We start from the raw sequence: 18,066 nt of genomic DNA, 5'->3' as shown, positions 1-18,066 counted from the left end.
CGCCAGGCGTATCGGGTTGCGGAACGGAAACAACCTCATGACCACCCCGGACAGTGCGATACGAGGGCAGGCCAGCTAGCCTTTGCCGGATTCCTGACCGTCCACTCAGCGGAGGTACGCCGGAGATGATCCAACTGGCGGGGGTGTCCCGTACCTTCGAAGGCCGATCAGGCCGGGTCGAAGCGCTGCGTGGCATCGACCTCGACGTCGCCGAGGGTGAGTTCGTCGCCGTGCTCGGCCGCTCCGGCTGCGGTAAGTCCACTCTGCTGCGCCTGATCGCCGGGCTGCTCCCGCTGACCGCCGGTGAGATCACCGTGGCCGGCACGCCGATCTCCCGTCCCCGCCAGGACATCGCCATGCTGTTCCAGAAGCCGGCGCTGCTGCCCTGGCGCACCGTGCTGGACAACGTCATGCTGCCGGTGGAGATCTTCGGCTGGAGCCGCGCCAAGCACCGCGAGCGCGCCCGGCAACTGCTCGACGTGGCCGGGCTGGCCGGGTTCGAGAAGCGGCTGCCGCACGAACTCTCCGGCGGCATGCAGCAGCGGGTGTCGCTGTGCCGGTCGTTGATCGGCGAGCCCCGGGTGATGCTGATGGACGAGCCGTTCTCCGCGCTGGACGCGCTCACCCGCGAGGAACTCTCCGGCGAACTCCAGCGGGTCCACATGGAGAACAAGCCGACGATCGTCTTCGTCACCCACTCGATCGACGAGGCGGTGCTGCTCGCCGACCGGGTGGTCGTGCTGAGCCCCCGCCCCGGCCGGATCCGCAAGGTGGTGGACGTCACCATCCCCCGGCCGCGCACCCTGGGCCGCAACTCCCACCTGGCCGATGTCGCACGCGTCAGCGCCGACCTCCACGAGCTGCTGATGGAACGCGACCAGCCGGCCACGGCCGGCGCGGAAGGACGATGACCATGCGGGTGTCGGTCTTCACCGAGCCGAACCGTGGCGCCAGCTACGACACGCAGCTCCGGTTCGCCCGACTGGTCGAGGCCTGCGGGTACGAGGGCTTCCTCCGCGCCGACCACTACCAGTCGATGGGCGCCGACCCGGGACTGCCCGGCCCGACGGACGCCTGGCTGACCCTCGCCGCGCTGGCCCGGGAGACCGAGCGGATCCGGCTCGGCACCCTGGTGACGTCGGCCACCTTCCGCCTGCCCGGCCCGCTCGCGGTGATGGTCGCGCAGGTCGACCAGATGAGCGGCGGCCGGGTCGACCTGGGCATCGGCGCCGGCTGGTACGAACGCGAGCACACCTCGTACGGCATCCCGTTCCCGCCGGTCGGCGAGCGCTTCGACCGGCTGGCCGAGCAACTTGAGGTGATCACCGGGCTGTGGCAGACCCCGGCCGGGGAGACCTACAGCTTCAGCGGCGACCACTACCGCCTGGTGGACGCGCCGGCCCTACCCAAGCCGGTGCAGGTGCCCGGACCGCCGATCATCGTGGGCGGACGCGGCCCGAAGCGCACCCCCGAGCTGGCCGCCCGGTACGCCGACGAGTTCAACATGCCGTTCAAGTCCGTGGCGGACACCGCCACCGCGTTCGACCGGGTACGTGAGGCGTGCGAGCGCACCGGTCGGACGGAGTCCGGTCGTCCGCCGCTGGTGCTCTCCGCCGGGCTCGTCGTGGCCATCGGCCGCACCGACGCCGAGGCCCAGCGTCGGGCCGCGCCTCTGCACGAGAAGAGCGCGCTGCCGCCGGAGGACCCGGTGGTCGGCTCCCCCGCGCAACTCGCGCAGCGGATCGGCGAGTTCGCCGCGATCGGCGCCACCCGCGTCCACCTGCGCCTGATCGACTTCGCAGACCTCGACCACCTTGAGCTGATCGCCGCCGAGGTGCTCCCCCAACTGGACGGAGAACGATGACCGACGTGATCGACGGAACCGAACTCGGGCCGGTGGGCCAGGAGATCGTGTACGAGAACGACCGGGTCCGGGTCTGGCACATCCGGCTCGAGCCGGGTGAGCGCCAACCGCTGCACAGGCATGACCACCCGTACCTGGTGGTGGCGATCGAGGGCGCGAAGAACGTCGTGCAGACCATCGACGGCACGCGCATCGACGCCGACGAGCCCACCGGTGGAGTCGTCTACCGCGACCCCGGAGCCGTACACATGCTCACCAATGTCGGAGACACGACTTACCTGGCCCGACTGGTCGAACTCAAGTAGACCCGCCGAGCGGCGAGCCGACGCGCCGCGCGGCGCGCCGGTGGCGGTCGGGTGTACGGGGTGCGTAACGTGCCGGACATGGCCTTTCGGACCTGGGGCAGACTGCTGCTCACGGCGCTCGGGGTGAGCGTGCTGGCCGGGGCCGGCCAGCTCGGCGTCGCGTACGGTTTCGGCATCGTCCGGCTGACCGGCGCCTTCACCGGTACGACCGTCAACCAGTGGCCCGCCCAGCTCGTCTGGGTGGGCTGGTTCGCCGCGAACGCCGCCGTCGTCGGTGCTGTCCTGACCGGACGCCTCGCGCGCAGCGATGCACCCGCGGCCAGCACCGGCCGACAGTTGGCGATCGGCGGCGCGGCGGCGCTCGGCGCCACCGTCATCGCCCCGCTCTGCATGCAGCCCGCCCGCGCCGCGGAGTTGATCTCCGTCGACCCGGTCTGGGCGGTGGGCATCTGCGCCGTACTGGGCGCGGTGATCGGGGCGGGCGCCGCGATCGCGGTGCTGCTCCGGCCCGAGCTGGGCTGGAACATGACGGCGGTGGCCGGCGTGGTCTGGCTGCTGGCACTGATCTCCGTCCTGCCGTCGCTCGGCACGGCCGGCCCGCTGCCGACCGTCCGGCTCGGTGTGCTCGAGCCAAGCTGGCTGAGCGACTCTGCCGCCCAGCGGCTGGCGCTGCTCCTGCTGCCCATCGTGGCGCTGCTGGCCGGGGCCGCGACCGCCGGGCTGGCTCGCTGGCGGGGGCAGGAGCCCCTGATCAGCGGGGCGACCGGGGTGGCCGGTCCGGTGCTGGTGGCGTTCGCCTACCTGACCGCCGGCCCCGGCGACTCCGTCGACCGCTACCAGGTGAATCCCTACTACGGCTCGCTGATCGCGATCCTCGCCGGCGCGCTCGGCGCAGCCGCCGCCGCGCTGCTGCGCTGGCCGACACGCGCTCGCACCCCGGATTCGCAGGCGATCGAACCCAGCGCCATCCTGCGCCCGCTCCCCACCGGCCCGGCCCTGCCCAACGCCGCGTCGCCGAGTCGGGAGCACGACCCGGACGCCGCCGAGCGGACCGACGCGCCCTCGGCCGGCGGGTCGCCAGCCGGCGGGGTACTGGTAGGCGGAAAGGTTGCCGACACCACCCCAGGTCCGCGTGCCGCGGACGGCTCCGACGGCGTCCGCACCGTGCCGGCCCACTGGGACTGGCCGACGACCACCGCGAGCGGCCAGCACGGTGCGACGCCTGCCGCTCCGGCGACCTCGGCGACCTGGCGGACCGATCCGACAGGTGAGTTCACCGCCGGGAGGCCGACGCCCACGGCGAGCCGGGACGACGTCACCTCTCCGGCGGAGACCGCCGCGATGTCCGCACCGATCTCCCCCGCCGCCAGCAGCCCGACCAGCACCACGGCCGGGCGCGCGACCCCGACAGATGGTCCCGCAGCCGACGCGCCGACCGCCCCCACCGCGACGGGCACGAGCGGTGGACGCAGCACCCGCAGGGACACCACCACCTCCGCCCCGACCAGCACGGCCCGAACCAGCACGGACGGCACCGCCAGCACGGGTACGCCCAGCGCCGGCACCGCCAGCATGGCCACGCCCAGCACGAGCGCGCCGAGCGCCGGCACCGGAACGGCCGGGGCGAGCGCGCCGAGCGCCGGCACCGGAACGGCCGGGGCGAGCGCGCCGAGCGCCGGCACCGCCAGCATCGGAACGGCCGGTGCGAGCACGCCCACCCTCGGCAACGCCAGCACGGCCACGCCCGGCACGGCCACGCCCAGCACGAGCGCGCCCAACACGGCCACGCCCAGCACGAGCACGCCCAGCGCCGGCACCGCCAGCACGGGCACGCCCAGCACGAGCGCTGCCAGCGCGACCGCTGCCGACGCGAACAAGGCCAGCACCGCAACCACCGACGCGACCAGGGGCAGCGCCGGGACCACCGACACGGGCGCGGCCACCACGGCAACCACCGGCACGGGCGGAGTCGAGCCTGGCACGGCCGACGCACCGTTGACGGTCAAGCCGCGTCGTGCCCGCAAGCCGAAGGCCGGCCCGCTCGACGCCACCACCAAGCCCGCCGACAGCACGCCGGGGTCGACGACCTCCGACGAGCCGGGTGCCGGCACTGCCGTGCCGGACAGAGAGGGCCGGGACACCACGTCTACCCCGACCGCCGAGGCCACCCCGACCGCCGCGACCTCCACGGAAGCAGCGGCCCCGGCGACCAGAACCGGTCGGACGAGAACCCCCGTGACCCGGACCGCCACTGGTCCGATGAGAACACCCGTCCCGACCACCACCGGTCCGACCGCCACACCGGTCCCGACCACCACCGGTCCGACGAAGACCCCCGTCCCGACCACCACCGGTCCGGCGTTCGCCCCCATCCCGACCACCAGCGGTCCGGCCGGGGCACCGGCTACCCCGGCCGGCACCAGGGCAGAGGCGGTCGATCCGCCGCGTACCCCGGACGTCGTCGGCACCGGTCCCACGGCGCGAGCGGCCGAACCGGCCGGAGGGTCGGCCGCCGCCGGGGCGGGCGAGACCACCAGCGCGCGGCCCGCCGAAGACGGTCCCGTCGCCAGCGGCCCGGACACGGTCCTCTGGACGCCGACCTCGTCGTCCTGGTCGGTCACCCCGGCCTGGACGGTGCCACCACAGGCGTCCGAGTCGGGAGCCACGGCAGCGGTGCCACCACAGGCGTCCGAGTCGGGCGCCACCGCAGCGGAGCCGCCGACCGGGCCGGACGAGCCGACCGGGCCGGCGCCGAAGCCCCGGCACCGGGTACCGCTGCCGGATCTGAGCCAGGCCGGCACCTGGAACGCGTTCGACACCACCCGCCGCGCCGCCCCGACGGGGTCGTCGGACAGCTCGACGGCCCGGCCGGCGACGACCGTGCCGACCGTGGCCAGCGAGTTGGCCGCTCCGACCAGACATCCGGTCCCGGCGGAATCTCCGGTCGTACCGGGCTGGGCTGGCGCGCCCACCGGCGACCGGGTAAGCACCAGCGGCCCGGCCACCACCGGCGACCGGGCGAGCATCGCCGACACCAGCGATCCGGTGAGCACCGACGACCCGGCGAGCACCGACGCGAAGGTGGCCGAGCAACCCTCCCGGCGCGGACGGCTCGGCGGTCTGTTCCGCCGCAACAGGTCCCGGAGCGACGAGAAGGGCGCCGAGGCGTCAGACGCGACGGAGGCCCTGCCGAGCCAGGACGAGGAGTTCGTCGACTGGGTCGCCGGTTTGGGCAAGCCGGTGTCGGACAACGAGCCCGAGCAGGAGAGCGGCCGACGCTCGCTGCGCTCGACCGGCCGGCACCACCGCGACTGACCCACCGGCCGGCACCGCGACCGGCCGCCGGCCGGGGGGGTCGGAACCCCGATCGGTTGCGCCTGATCCACTCGGGTTCATTGGTCTCGGGCTGTCCTAGCCGCCCGGATACCGCAATACCAGTGAACCCGAGTGGATCACCTCGGGGACGGCGGGTTCGCCGCGCTCGGCCCGGCGCAGGTCAGGCCAGCGGCAGGTAGACCTTGCCTCCGCCGGAGAGGAACTCCTCCGACTTGCCCTGCATGCCGCGTGCCGCGTACTCCTTGAGCTCTTGCGTGATCTTCATGGAGCAGAACTTCGGGCCGCACATCGAGCAGAAGTGTGCCGTCTTCGCCGGCTCGGCCGGCAGCGTCGCGTCGTGGTACGAACGCGCCGTCTCCGGGTCCAACGAGAGGTTGAACTGGTCCTCCCAGCGGAACTCGAACCGGGCCTTCGACAACGCGTCGTCCCAGTCCTGCGCGCCGGGGTGCCCCTTGGCCAGGTCTGCCGCGTGGGCCGCGATCTTGTACGCGATCACGCCCGCCTTCACGTCGTCCCGGTCCGGCAGGCCGAGGTGCTCCTTCGGCGTGACGTAGCAGAGCATCGCGGTGCCGAACATGCCGATCATCGCGGCGCCGATCGCCGAGGTGATGTGGTCGTACGCGGGCGCGATGTCGGTGGTCAGCGGGCCGAGCGTGTAGAAGGGCGCCTCGTGGCACCACTCCTGCTGAAGGTCCACGTTCTCCTTGATCTTGTGCATGGGCACGTGACCGGGTCCCTCGATCATCACCTGCACGTCGTGCTCCCAGGCGATCTTGGTCAGCTCGCCGAGCGTGCGCAGCTCGGCGAACTGCGCCTCGTCGTTGGCGTCCGCGATCGAACCGGGACGCAGCCCGTCGCCGAGCGAGAACGTCACGTCGTAGCGCGCGAGCAGCGCGGACAGCTCCGCGAAGTTGGTGTAGAGGAAGTTCTCCTCGTGGTGCGCCAGGCACCACGCCGCCATGATCGAGCCGCCCCGGGAGACGATCCCGGTGACCCGGTCCACGGCCAGCGGCACGTACGGCAGCAGCACCCCGGCGTGCACCGTCATGTAGTCCACGCCCTGCTCGGCCTGCTCGATCACGGTCTCCCGGAACACCTCCCAGCTCAACTTCACCGGGTCGCCGCCGACCTTCTCCAACGCCTGGTAGATCGGCACCGTCCCGATCGGCACCGGCGAGTTCCGCACGATCGCCTCGCGGGTCTCGTGGATCCGCTTCCCGGTGGACAGGTCCATCACGGTGTCCGCGCCCCAGCGGGTGGCCCAGGTGAGCTTCTCCACCTCCTCGGCGACCGACGAGCTGACCGCCGAGGTGCCGATGTTGGCGTTCACCTTGACCAGGAACGCCTTGCCGATGATCGCCGGCTCGCACTCCGGGTGGTTCACGTTGAGCGGCAGCACCGCCCGGCCGGCGGCGATCTCGGCCCGGACCAGTTCCGGGTCGACGTTCTCCCGGATCGCCACGAACTCCATCTCCGGCGTCACCACCCCGGCCCGCGCGTACGCGAGCTGGGTGGGACGGCGACCGTCCGCGCCGGCGAGCGGCGTGCCCGCGCCCCGGACCGGGGCCACGTCACCCCGCTCGGCGATCCACGGGCCGCGCAACGCGGGCAACCCCACCTCCGGGTCCGACCCGGGACCGGACGTGTCGTAGAGCCGCACCGGCGGAAGATCCCCGGTCAGCCCCACCTCCGCGAACGGCACCCGGACATCCGGCCGTGAACCCTCGACGTACACCTTGCCTCGTGCCTGCATGACAGCCTCCCTGGTGATCAAGCGGACCAGCCGAAGTGGTCCAGCGGTCCACGCCCCGCGCCCAGCTCCCAACTCCGTGCGCCGGTCAGCGCACGGAGCACGTACTTTTTCGCGGCCTCTACCGCCGCCGGCACCGGATCGCCCAGCGCGAGCCGCACGGCGATCGCCGCCGAGAACGAACACCCGGTGCCGTGCGTGTGCCGGGTGTCCACCCGGGGGGCGCGCAGCAGCGTCGTCACCCCGCCGCCGTGCAGCACGTCGACCGCCTCGCCGCCGTCCAGGTCACCGCCGGTGACCACGACGTACTCCGGGCCGCCGGCCACCAGAGCCTCGGCGGCCACGACCATCCCGGCCACGTCGTCCACCGGGCGTCCGGTGATGGCCGCGGCCTCCGCGCAGTTCGGCGTCGCCACCCTCGCGTACGGCAGCAGCCGCTCCACCGCACCCACCACACCGAGCCGGTGTCCACTGGTGGCGACCAGCACCGGATCGACGACGAGCTGAGGCAGCCGACCGTCCCGGGCAGCCTCGGCCACCGCGTCGGCGACCGCCGGGGTGCCGAGCATCCCCGTCTTGACCGCGCGCACGGTGAAATCCGTGAGTACGCTCTCCAGTTGCTCGACGACAGTGCGCGGCGGCAGCGGCAGCACGGCGTCGACACCACGGGTGTTCTGCGCGGTGACCGCGGTGAGGACGCTCGTGCCGTACGCGCCCAGCGCCGCGAAGACCTTGAGGTCGGCCTGGATGCCCGCGCCGCCGCCGGAGTCTGAGCCGGCGATGGTGAGGATGGTGGTTGGGGTCACTTCTCCTCCTTGGTTGCGGTTGGGGGCTGGCCGTTCTTGGTTGCGGTTGCGGGCTGCGGCGGACCGTTGCTGGTTGCGGTTGGGGGCTGCGGCCGACCGTGCCCACTCCGGGCGGTCAGGCTTGATCCCTGCGTGGGCACGGTCAGCCGCAGCCCTGACGTGGAGACCTGGGTGACCCCGCGCCGGGTTTGGGTCAGCTTTGGGGTGACCGCCTCGACATAGGCGCTGGTCAGGGCGGTGGCTGTTTCGGCTGGGTCTCTTGCGCGCATGATCGCGCCCAGCACTGCCACCCCTGCGGCTCCTGCCTCTACGCAGGCGGTTACCTGTTCTGGGGTTTCGAGGCCGCCCAGCGCCAGTACCGGGACGGGGCTGATCCTGGTCAGCTTCCGTAGGCCGTCCGGTCCCAGGGGTGGGCCGTAACCCGGTTTGGTCTTGGTGGGCCAGATCGGGGAGATGGTGGCGTATTTTTCGGTGGTCAGGCGGTTCAGCTCGGTTTCGTCGTGGCAGGAGCGGCCGACCAGGCGGTGGGTCGGCGGCGGGTACGGGCCGGCGGCGGGCAGGTGGACGGCGTCGCCGCCGAGCGGGTCGGGGCCGGCCACGACGAGGGTCCCGCCGACGTCGGCCAGGATCGCGCGCAGGCCGGCGGCGAGGGCGGCGCGCTCGACGCGGGGCAGGTCCATCTCGCGCAGCACCACCCAACGCACTCCCCCGGCCACCGCACCCGCAACAACCCGCTCAATCCCACCGCGAGCAACCAGCCGACGATCGGTCAGAACGACAACCCCCGACGGCACGGTCCCCAACGAGATCTTGGAAGGAATCGGCCCCTCCAGGGGCACTTTGCTTCCAAGATCTCCCGGCGGCAGCGCGCCTGCGGGCGGCAGTGGGCCTGCGGGTGGCAGCGGGCCTCCCGGCGGCAGTGGGCCTGCGGGTGGCGGCGGGCCGGTCACAGGTCGGGTCTTCCCTCGTCGGGGGTGGAGGCGAGCGCGTGGAAGCGGCGCTCGATCCGGCCGGCGCCGGCCGCGAGCCGGCCCGCCTCGACCGCGTACCGCATCGCGGTGGCCATCGCCACCGGGTCCGCGGCCCGGGTCACCGCGCTGGCCAGCAGCACCCCGTCGCAGCCCAACTCCATGGCCAGGGCCGCGTCGGAGGCGGTGCCGATGCCGGCGTCGAGGATCACCGGCACGTCGACACCCTGGCGGATGAGCCGGATGTGGTGCGGGTTGCCGATGCCCAGCCCCGAGCCGATCGGCGAGCCGGCCGGCATCACCGCGGCACAGCCCACGTCGGCGAGACGGCGGGCGAGCACCGGGTCGTCGCTCGTGTACGGCAGCACGGTGAAGCCGTCGGCGACCAGTTCCTCGGCGGCGCGGAGCAACTCGATCCCGTCGGGCAGCAGCGTCCGCTCGTCGCCGATCACCTCCAGCTTCACCCAGTCGGTGTCGAACGCGTCCCGGGCCAGCCGGGCCACCTTCACCGCCTCGGTCGCCGTATAACAGCCGGCGGTGTTGGGCAGCAGCCGTACCCCGCAGCGGTCCAGCAGGTCCAGCAGCCCGCCAGCGGTGCCCGGGGCAGTGTCCACCCGGCGCAGGGCCAGGGTGACCAGCTCGGTGCCGGACGCCCGGATGGCCTGCTCCAGCACGTGCAGGTTGGCGGCACCACCGGTGCCGAGGATCAGCCGTGAGGTGAACGTCTCCCCACCCAGCTCGAACGACACGCCCGTCACCCGCCCTGCGCCGCGGTGAGCACCTCGACGCGGTCGCCGTCGCGCAGCGCCGTGGTCGCCCAGCCTGCCCGGGGCACCACCTCGCCGTTCACCGCGACGGCCACCCCCCGGGGTTGCGGGGCGACGACACCGACCAGGTCAGCCACGGACATCTCAGCCGGGACGCTTCGTCCGGCCCCGTTCACCGTCAACTCCACAGGTCCCCCTTCATCGTCGGTTCGGGTCCACCGTCCGCCGCCGCGCCGGCGAACCGGTCCGGCCGGAAGGGCGCGAGCAGCGGATCGGGTACGCCGGTGAGCAACAGGTCCGCGATCAGGTCGGCGGTGATCGGGGTGAGCACGATGCCGTGCCGGTGGTGACCGGTGGCGGCCAGCACGTCCGGTCGGCCGGGCAGGGGCCCGAGGATCGGCGCGTTGTCCGGGGTTCCTGGGCGCAGCCCGGCGACCGCCTCGACCAGGTCGTACTCGGCCAGTTCGGGCAGCAGGTCCACCCCGGCGCGGAGGAGCCGCTGCACGGCGCCGGCGGTGACCGTGGTGTCCGACCGTTCCTCGACCGTCGCGCCGAGGACGACCTCACCGTCGGCGCGGGGCACCAGGTAGACGTGCTCGCCGTCGGCGTACCCCCGGATCACGTGCCGGAAGCCCGGCGCGACGCCGCCGGGCGCGCGGAGCCGGAGGATCTGGCCCTTCACCTGCCGCACGGGCAGGCCGGTGAGTGCGGCGGACCCGCAGCCGGCGGCGACAACCGTGACGCCCGCGTCCACGTCGGACAGGTGTCGAACTCCGTGCGGCACCAGCGCCGCGCCGGCCCGCTGCGCGGCCGTGCGCAGCGCCGGCACCAGCAGCCGGGGGTCGACCTGGTGGTCGGTGGGCGCGAGCGCGCCGCCGCGCACCCGGGGGGCGAGCGCCGGTTCGCGGTCGCGCAGCTCGCTGGGGCGCAGTGGGGTCACCGGCAGGCCCAACCCCTGCTGGTACGCCCACAGCCGGCGCGCCTCGGCCAGGTCGTCTCCGGTCAACCCGACCAGCAGGGTGCCCTCGGTGCGATAGCCGATGTCGGTGCCTGTCGCTTCGGCCAACTCCTCGGTGAAGGTGGGCCAGCGGGCGGCGGACGCCAGCAGCAGCTCGGTCAGTTGCCGCTCACCGAAGTACGCCTCGGCGACCGGCGCGAGCATGCCGGCGGCCACCGCCGACGCCCCCGAGCCGGGTGCCGGATCGTGCACCACCACCCGTAGCCCACGGGCGGCGCAGCGCCAGGCGATCGCCAGCCCGATCGGCCCCGCCCCGACCACCGCCACGTCCGGCCGGGTCCGGTCGATCGACGGCGCCGACGGGAACCGGCCGGTCAGCACGTCAGGGCCTCGATCAGCGTGGCGGTCGCCCGCGCCGGGTCGGCGGCGGCGGACACCGCACCGACCACGGCCACCCCGTACGCCCCGGCGGCCCGCAGCTCCGGCACCCGCGCGGCGGTCACGCCACCGATCGCGATGACCGGCACGTCGACGGCGTCGGCCACGGCGCGGACCCCGGTCGGCCCGATCGGGTCCGGCAGGCCGGACTTGGTGCTGGTGGGGTGGCACGGGCCGACACCCAGGTAGGTGGCGCCCGCCGCGACGGCCTCGGTTGCCGTCTCCGGCGCGCGGGCAGTGGCTCCCAGCACACCGGTGGGGCCGAGCACCCGACGGGCGGCGGCCACCGGGAGGTCGTCCGCTCCGATGTGTCCGCCGGCCGCGCCCACCGCCAGCGCCACGTGCAGCCGGTCGTTGACCAGGCAAGTCGCCTCGTACGACAGGCAGAGCGCCAGCACCCGCCGGGCCAGCTCGTACGCCTCGCGGTCGGTGGCGGAGTCCTCGACCCGGACCTGCACGACCAGGTCGGCGCGGGCCACCGTGAGGGCGGCCCGGACCACGGTGAGCGGGTCCCGACCGGGTCGGGTGTCGGTGATCAGATGCAGTCGCCCCAGGGACGGCACGGCAACTCTCCTCCCTGCGCCGGCATTATCCGGATCAGGTTCGACGGTCGGGGGCTGTCAGCCCCCCTCTCAGCCCGGTACACCGGGCTCCCGTGGGTTACTTGCGTGTCACCGTACGACAGATCCGTCGGTCTGCCAAGGCGAGGTTCGGCGGCGGCCGGTGGGCCGGAACGCACCGAATCGAGCTAGATCTGTGTGGCGGTTCATGCGGTCCTGTTCGGAATGTCGCCTGCCGTTGCAGAACCGTTACCCGCCGGCATCTTGCCGGACATCGAGCCAGTCGAATTAATTTGTTTAGCGATTCGACAAAATGTCGGTGGGGGCACCTTGGCACGGTGTGACCACCGGCTCCATCAGGGACGGCCTTCGGCGTGCCGACTCCCGCGATCTCCGTCACTACGACACAGGAGGCGGCGTGTCCCGTTCTCGTCGTGCCCGCGTACCAATCACCGCAACCCTCATCTCCCTTGCTCTCGCCTCGACGAGCCTGTTCGGCACGCCCGCGCAGGCCGCGCCGGCCGCCGCACAGGTCCCCCCACGGGAGGCAGCGGCCGGAACCCCGGTCACCCAGGTGGCGCCCAAGGCGCCCCAGAAGGCCGCCGACGATCCCTTCTCGGTCCTGGTCTTCTCCAAGACCGCCGGCTTCCGGCACGACTCCATCCCCACCGGTGTCGCCGCCATCCAACAGCTCGGCGCCACCAACGGCTTCACCGTGGACGCCTCCGAGGACGGTGCCGCGTTCAGCGACGCCAACCTCGCGAAGTACAAGGCCGTGATCTGGCTCTCCACCACCGGTGACGTCCTCAACGCCGAGCAGCAGGCGGCGTTCGAGCGCTACGTGAAGGCCGGCGGCGGTTACGTCGGCATCCACGCCGCCTCGGACACCGAGTACAGCTGGGCCTGGTACGGCGACCTGGTCGGCGCGTACTTCGCCAACCACCCGCAGAACCAGCAGGCCACGGTCAAGGTGGAGGACCACGCCCACCCGTCCACGGCCGAGCTGCCGGACCGCTGGTCCCGGTTCGACGAGTGGTACAACTTCCAGACCAACCCGCGGCCGGATGTGCACGTGCTGGCCAGCCTGGACGAGAAGAGCTACACCCCGGGCGCGGGCGCGATGGGCGCCGACCACCCGACCTCCTGGTGTCAGGACTTCGACGGCGGTCGCTCCTGGTACACCGGTGGCGGACACACCCGGGAGTCGTTCGCCGAGCCCGAGTTCCTGTCCCACCTGCTCGGCGGCATCCGCACCGCAGCCGGTGTCGAGGACGCCGACTGCGGCGCCACGAAGACCTCGAACTTCGAGAAGATCGCCCTGGACAGCAACACCAGCAACCCGATGGAGCTGGACATCGCCCCCGACGGGCGGGTCTTCTACATCGAGCGCGACGGCCGGGTGCAGGTCATCAAGCCGGACACCGGCAACACCGTCACCGCCGTCGACCTGGACGTCTTCACCGGCAACGAGGACGGCCTGATCGGCATCCGGCTCGACCCGGACTTCGCCACCAACAAGTGGGTGTACCTCTACTACGCCCCGAACGACAACGTCACCCGCAACCTGCTGTCCCGGTTCACGGTGACCGGCGACACCATCGACCTGGCGAGCGAGAAGCAGGTGCTGCGGGTCGACACGCAGCGCAACACCTGCTGCCACGCGGGCGGCAGCATGACCTTCGACAGCGCCGGCAACCTCTACCTGGCCACCGGTGACAACACCAACCCGTTCGAGTCGAACGCGTACTCGCCGCTCGACGAGCGGCCGGGCCGCCAGGACTACGACTCGCAGCGCACGTCGGCGAACACCAACGACCTGCGCGGCAAGGTGATCCGGATCCACCCGGAGGACGACGGGACGTACACCGTTCCGACGGGCAACCTCTTCGCACCGGGCACCGAGAAGACCCGTCCCGAGATCTACGCGATGGGCTTCCGCAACCCGTTCCGGATCGGCACCGACCCGAAGACCGACACGCTCTACGTCGGTGACTACGGACCGGACGCCAACGCGAACAACCCGACCCGTGGCCCCCGCGGTCTGGTCGAGTGGAACATCGTCACCCCCGGCAACTACGGCTGGCCGTACTGCACGGGGACGAACGAGGCCTACAACGACTACACGTTCCCGTCCGGTCCGAGCGGCGACAAGTTCGACTGCGCGGCGCCGGTGAACAACTCGCCGAACAACACCGGCCTGACCAACCTCCCACCGGTCGTCCCGGCCACCGTCGACTACGGCTACGCCGGTGACGCGCGGTACCCGGAGATCGGTGGCGGTGGCGCGCCGATGGGCGGCCCGGCCTACCGGTACGACCCCAACCTCAACTCCACCCGCAAGTGGCCGGCCTACTACGACGGCAAGGCGCTGCTCGGCGAGTGGAACCAGAACAAGATGTACACGATGCAGGTGACCGCCGACGGCAAGTCGTTGGTGGACATCAACCAGTTGCTGACCGGCATGAGCATGATCCGGCCGATGGACTTCGAGTTCGGCCCGGACGGCGCGTTGTACCTGATCGAGTGGGGCAGCGGCTTCGGCGGCAACAACGACAACTCCGGCATCTACCGGATCGACTACACCGCCGGTGACCGCGCGCCGATCGCGGCGGCGTCCGCCAACCCCACCTCGGGTCCGGCGCCGTTGACCGTCACGTTCTCCAGCGCCGGCTCCCGGGACCCGGACGGTGGGGCGCTCACCTACGCCTGGGCCTTCGGCGACGGGCAGACCTCCACCGAGGCGAACCCGACGCACACCTACGCGACGGCGGGCAACTACACCGCCCAGCTCACCGTGACCAACCCGAAGGGCCGTACGGCGGTGGCCAACGTGCCGGTCACCGTGGGCAACACCGCACCGACGGTCACCATCGAGTTCCCGCCGGACGGTGGTTTCTTCAACTGGGGTGACCAGGTCAAGTACACGATCAAGGTGACCGACCCCGAGGACGGGCAGATCGACTGCGCCAAGGTGAACCTCCAGGTGCTGCTCGGTCACGACGAGCACGCCCACCCGCTGGAGCAGCACACCGGCTGCACCGGCACCGTCCAGACGTCGCTCGCCTCCGGGCACGGCGCCGAGGCGAACGTCTTCGCGGTCTTCGAGGCCACCTACACCGACGAGGGTGGTGCCGGCGGCGCCGGTGCGCTCACCGGTCGGCAGATCGAGATCCTGCAGCCCAAGCAGAAGCAGGCCGAGTACTTCACCGCCACCGGGCGGACGCCGGTGAGCACCGGCGGCGGAGACGCCGGCGTGCAGCGGGAGGCCGGGGCCGACACCGCGGGTGGCGGCCAGAGCATCGCGTTCATCGAGGACGGTGACTGGTGGTCGGTCGCTCCGGCGGACCTGACCAACATCACCGAGATCCGGTTCCGGGCCGCCTCGGCCGCCGCTGGCGGTCGGATCGAGGTCCGCGCCGGTGCGGTTGACGGACCGGTGGTCGCCACGGCCGTCGTGCCGTCGACCGGAGCGTGGCAGACGTACACGGACGTGAGCGCGCCGGTCACCGGTGCCGCGAGCGGTTCGCTGTACTTCGTGGCCCGCGACCCGAACGGCGGAACGGGTTCGCTGTTCAACGTCAACTGGATGGACTTCGTCGGCCGCGGTGTCACCGAGAACGCGCCGCCTGCGGTCAGTGCCACGGCCACCCCGGCCACCGGCACCGCGCCGGTCACCGTCGCCTTCGACGGCACGGCCACCGACGCCGAGGGCAACACCCCGTTGACGTACGCCTGGGACTTCGGTGACGGCGGCTCGGCGACCACCCTGGACGCCAGCCACACCTACACCAACCCGGGCACCTTCACGGCCACCCTCACGGTGACCGACAGCAAGGGCGCCAAGGCGTACGCCACGGTGCCGGTGCGGGTGGACGCTCCGGACACGTCCTGCTTCGGGGCGCGTTCGGACGACTTCAACGGCAACAGCCTCGACAAGGCCCGCTGGACCAGCGTGGTTCGGGAGAACCAGCTCTACTCGCTCAGTGGGGGCGCGCTGCGGCTGCCCACCGGGGTGGGTGACCTCTACGGGGCTCGCAACGACGCCACGAACCTGGTGCTCCAGGCGGCTCCGACCGGCGCCTGGGAGATGACCACCAAGGTCACCCTGCCGGTCACGGCCAACTACCAGCAGGCCGGCCTGCTGGTGTACGGCGACGACGACAACTACGCCAAGGTGGACCTGCTGTACAACGGCAGCCGCCGGGTGGAGTTCATCCGGGAGACGGCCGCCACGCCACGCAACGAGGCCGCCGACGCCACCAACGCACCGGCGGGTGACACCGTGTACCTGCGGATCACCAGCGACGGGACGAACCTGACCGCGTCCGCCTCGGGCGACGGGCAGACCTTCACCCCGGTTGGCCGTTCGGCCGCGCTCGCCGGCATCACCAACCCGCGGATCGGGGTCTTCGCCCTCAACGGTGGCACCGAGGCACCTGTTGTGGACGCGGCCTTCGACTCGTTCGTGGTCACGCCGGACGCTCCGGCCGGCCCGGTCGAGCCGTCGGACGAGTTCACCGGCAGCTCGCTGGACAAGTGCCGGTGGGACGCCGTCACGCGGGAAGACCCCGCTGGTTACCGGGTCTCCGGAGGCGCGCTGCGGATCGACGTGCCCAACGGTGACATCTACGGCACCGACAACACCGGGCCGAAGAACTTCATCCTCCAGACCGCGCCGACCGGCGACTGGACCCTGGAGACGAAGGTCGACGGCAGCCTGCTGAACGAGCAGTACCAGCAGGCCGGTCTGCTCGTGCAGGCGGACGACGACAACTACGTCAAGTTCGACTTCATCGCGGACAACCAGGCCGGCCAGGCGGTGACGCGGCGGATCGAGTTCCGCAGCGAGATCGCCGGGGTGGTGCAGACCCCGCAGCCGGAGGCGACAAGCCTCACCTCGGCCGTGTGGCACCTGCGGCTGGCCCGCACGGGCAACACGTTCACCGCGTCGTACTCGGCGGACGGGACGACCTGGACCGCGTTGGAGGCACTGACCAACAGCGCGGTGGGGGCCACCCCGAAGGTCGGTCTGTTCACCCTCGGCGCCAACCAGACGGCGTCGAAGACCGCCTCGTTCGACTACTTCCGGCTGAGCACGAAGGTGGCCGACGAGACCGCTCCGGTCACGACGGCTGCGGTTTCCGGCACCCCGACCGACGGGTGGTACACCGGGCCGGTGACGGTCACGCTCACCGGTGCCGACGAGGCCGGCGGTAGCGGTCTCGCCACCACCGAGTACCAGCTGGACGGGGCCACCACCTGGACGGCGTACACCGCACCGGTGGCCATCACCGGCGACGGCGAGCACGAGCTTCGGTTCCGCTCGACCGACAAGGCCGGCAACGTGGAGGAGACGAAGACGGTCTCCGCCAAGATCGACGCCACCGCGCCGGTGACCTCGGCGACGTTCGCTCCGGCGAACGACGCCGGCTGGCACGACGGGACGATCCCCGTCGTGCTGACCTCGACCGACGCCGGTTCCGGCGTGAAGACGGTGGAGTGGTCGCTGGACGGTGGCGCGTGGACGCCGTACACGGCGCCGGTCGAGGTGACCGGTGACGGGCAGCACGAGCTGCTGTTCCGTTCGACCGACAAGGCCGGCAACGTCGAGACGCTCAAGTCGGCGGTGGTGCGCATCGACGGCACCAAGCCGACGCTGCTGGTGTCCGGGATCGCCGACGGCCAGCTCTACGGAGACAGCCAGGACGTTCGGGTGTCCTGGCAGGCTGTCGACCCGACCTCGGGCATCGCCGCGGTGGTCGGCACGTTGGACGGTCAGGCGTACACCAGCGGCACCCTGCAGGCCATGTACGAGCTGCCGCTCGGCCTGCACGAGCTGACGGTGACCGCGACCGACAAGGCGGGCAATGAGACCACCTCGGCGGTCCGTTTCTTCGTCACCACCTCGTTCCGGGACATGCAGAACCTGCTGGACCGGTTCAAGGCGACGGGTCGGCTCTCGGCCAAGGCGCACAAGCAGTTGACGGCGAAGCTCGACGCGGCCCGTCAGGCCGAGGCTGCCGGCAACGACAACAAGGCGATCAAGCAGTTGACCGCGTTCCGCACGCTCGCCGCCGACGCCACCCTGGTGGCTGAGGCGGAGGTCAGGGATGTCCTGGTGCGGGACACCGACGCGATGATCGTTCGTCTCGGCGGCGCGGCCAGCAAGGCCGGCGTCAAGGCGAACGACGGCGAACCGGTCAAGGGCACCGGGCGGCTCGGTGGCGATGCCACCCGGTTGGCACCCGGTCGCCAGCTCTGATCCGACGAGGCCCCTCCCCGACGCTTCGGCGTCGGGGAGGGGCCTCCCTCAT

The 18,066-nt window shown here is 72.1% G+C and carries 12 protein-coding genes and 1 riboswitch; of the genes, 5 read left to right on the top strand and 7 right to left on the bottom strand.

Annotated features, from left to right (window positions below; all coding sequences use genetic code 11):
- The first annotated feature begins 125 nt into the window (after nucleotides 1-125).
- From AB0O48_RS08505 to AB0O48_RS08490, 4 genes are all read left to right on the top strand, one after another.
- Complete coding sequence (locus AB0O48_RS08505; RefSeq protein WP_365064065.1) at nucleotides 126-911, top strand: ABC transporter ATP-binding protein; 786 nt, start codon at nucleotides 126-128, stop codon at nucleotides 909-911.
- Nucleotides 912-913: 2 nt separating this feature from the next.
- Complete coding sequence (locus AB0O48_RS08500) at nucleotides 914-1,864, top strand: LLM class F420-dependent oxidoreductase (protein ID WP_365064385.1); 951 nt, start codon at nucleotides 914-916, stop codon at nucleotides 1,862-1,864.
- Nucleotides 1,861-2,169: a cupin gene (locus tag AB0O48_RS08495; RefSeq protein ID WP_007465195.1), complete on the top strand. Its 309-nt coding sequence runs from the start codon at nucleotides 1,861-1,863 to the stop codon at nucleotides 2,167-2,169. Before AB0O48_RS08500 ends, AB0O48_RS08495 begins: the two co-directional genes overlap by 4 nt.
- A gap of 78 nt (nucleotides 2,170-2,247) precedes the next feature.
- Nucleotides 2,248-5,484, top strand: a complete 3,237-nt coding sequence (locus tag AB0O48_RS08490; protein ID WP_365064063.1) for a hypothetical protein — start codon at nucleotides 2,248-2,250, stop codon at nucleotides 5,482-5,484.
- Between the two features lie 181 nt (nucleotides 5,485-5,665).
- On the opposite strand, the gene thiC is transcribed toward AB0O48_RS08490, so the two are convergent.
- The 7 genes from thiC to thiE form a co-directional block, all read right to left on the bottom strand.
- Nucleotides 5,666-7,258: a phosphomethylpyrimidine synthase ThiC gene (gene thiC, locus AB0O48_RS08485; RefSeq protein ID WP_357253538.1), complete on the bottom strand. Its 1,593-nt coding sequence runs from the start codon at nucleotides 7,256-7,258 to the stop codon at nucleotides 5,666-5,668.
- A gap of 17 nt (nucleotides 7,259-7,275) precedes the next feature.
- Complete coding sequence (gene thiD, locus AB0O48_RS08480) at nucleotides 7,276-8,061, bottom strand: bifunctional hydroxymethylpyrimidine kinase/phosphomethylpyrimidine kinase (RefSeq protein WP_357570912.1); 786 nt, start codon at nucleotides 8,059-8,061, stop codon at nucleotides 7,276-7,278.
- Nucleotides 8,058-8,864, bottom strand: a complete 807-nt coding sequence (locus tag AB0O48_RS08475) for a thiamine phosphate synthase (RefSeq protein ID WP_365064382.1) — start codon at nucleotides 8,862-8,864, stop codon at nucleotides 8,058-8,060. Before AB0O48_RS08475 ends, thiD begins: the two co-directional genes overlap by 4 nt.
- Before the next feature lie 143 nt (nucleotides 8,865-9,007).
- The gene (locus tag AB0O48_RS08470) at nucleotides 9,008-9,787 is read right to left on the bottom strand and encodes a thiazole synthase (RefSeq protein WP_357253542.1); all 780 of its coding nucleotides are present in this window, start codon (nucleotides 9,785-9,787) and stop codon (nucleotides 9,008-9,010) included.
- Nucleotides 9,784-9,984 (bottom strand): sulfur carrier protein ThiS, encoded by a 201-nt coding sequence (gene thiS / locus AB0O48_RS08465; protein WP_357253544.1) that lies wholly within the window; start codon nucleotides 9,982-9,984, stop codon nucleotides 9,784-9,786. Before thiS ends, AB0O48_RS08470 begins: the two co-directional genes overlap by 4 nt.
- The gene (thiO, locus tag AB0O48_RS08460; RefSeq protein ID WP_365064379.1) at nucleotides 9,975-11,132 is read right to left on the bottom strand and encodes a glycine oxidase ThiO; all 1,158 of its coding nucleotides are present in this window, start codon (nucleotides 11,130-11,132) and stop codon (nucleotides 9,975-9,977) included. The genes thiS and thiO overlap by 10 nt, the downstream gene beginning before the upstream one ends.
- Nucleotides 11,129-11,755 carry a thiamine phosphate synthase gene (gene thiE / locus AB0O48_RS08455; protein ID WP_357570911.1) on the bottom strand — a complete coding sequence of 209 codons (627 nt, stop codon included), beginning with the start codon at nucleotides 11,753-11,755 and terminating at the stop codon, nucleotides 11,129-11,131. Before thiE ends, thiO begins: the two co-directional genes overlap by 4 nt.
- A riboswitch (TPP riboswitch) is annotated at nucleotides 11,750-11,859 on the bottom strand. Its footprint overlaps the gene before it by 6 nt.
- A 311-nt stretch (nucleotides 11,860-12,170) precedes the next feature.
- On the opposite strand from thiE, the gene AB0O48_RS08450 reads away from it, so the two are divergent.
- A complete protein-coding gene (locus AB0O48_RS08450; protein WP_365064056.1) occupies nucleotides 12,171-18,014 on the top strand; it encodes a ThuA domain-containing protein in 5,844 nt (1,947 codons plus the stop codon).
- Nucleotides 18,015-18,066 lie beyond the last annotated feature (52 nt).

The sequence above is a fragment of the Micromonospora sp. NPDC085948 genome (assembly GCF_040686315.1).
Taxonomy (GTDB): domain Bacteria; phylum Actinomycetota; class Actinomycetes; order Mycobacteriales; family Micromonosporaceae; genus Micromonospora.
The sequence above is the reverse complement of the archived record's forward strand: the minus strand, read 5'-3'. Positions and strand labels throughout refer to the sequence as shown.

Excerpts from the sequence above, each read along its gene's own strand:
- AB0O48_RS08490 (WP_365064063.1), top strand. The coding sequence starts at position 2,248 with ATGGCCTTTCGGACCTGGGGCAGACTGCTGCTCACGGCGCTCGGGGTG.
- AB0O48_RS08505 (WP_365064065.1), top strand. The coding sequence starts at position 126 with ATGATCCAACTGGCGGGGGTGTCCCGTACCTTCGAAGGCCGATCAGGC.
- AB0O48_RS08500 (WP_365064385.1), top strand. The coding sequence starts at position 914 with ATGCGGGTGTCGGTCTTCACCGAGCCGAACCGTGGCGCCAGCTACGAC.
- AB0O48_RS08495 (WP_007465195.1), top strand. The coding sequence starts at position 1,861 with ATGACCGACGTGATCGACGGAACCGAACTCGGGCCGGTGGGCCAGGAG.
- thiC (WP_357253538.1), bottom strand. The coding sequence starts at position 7,258 with ATGCAGGCACGAGGCAAGGTGTACGTCGAGGGTTCACGGCCGGATGTC.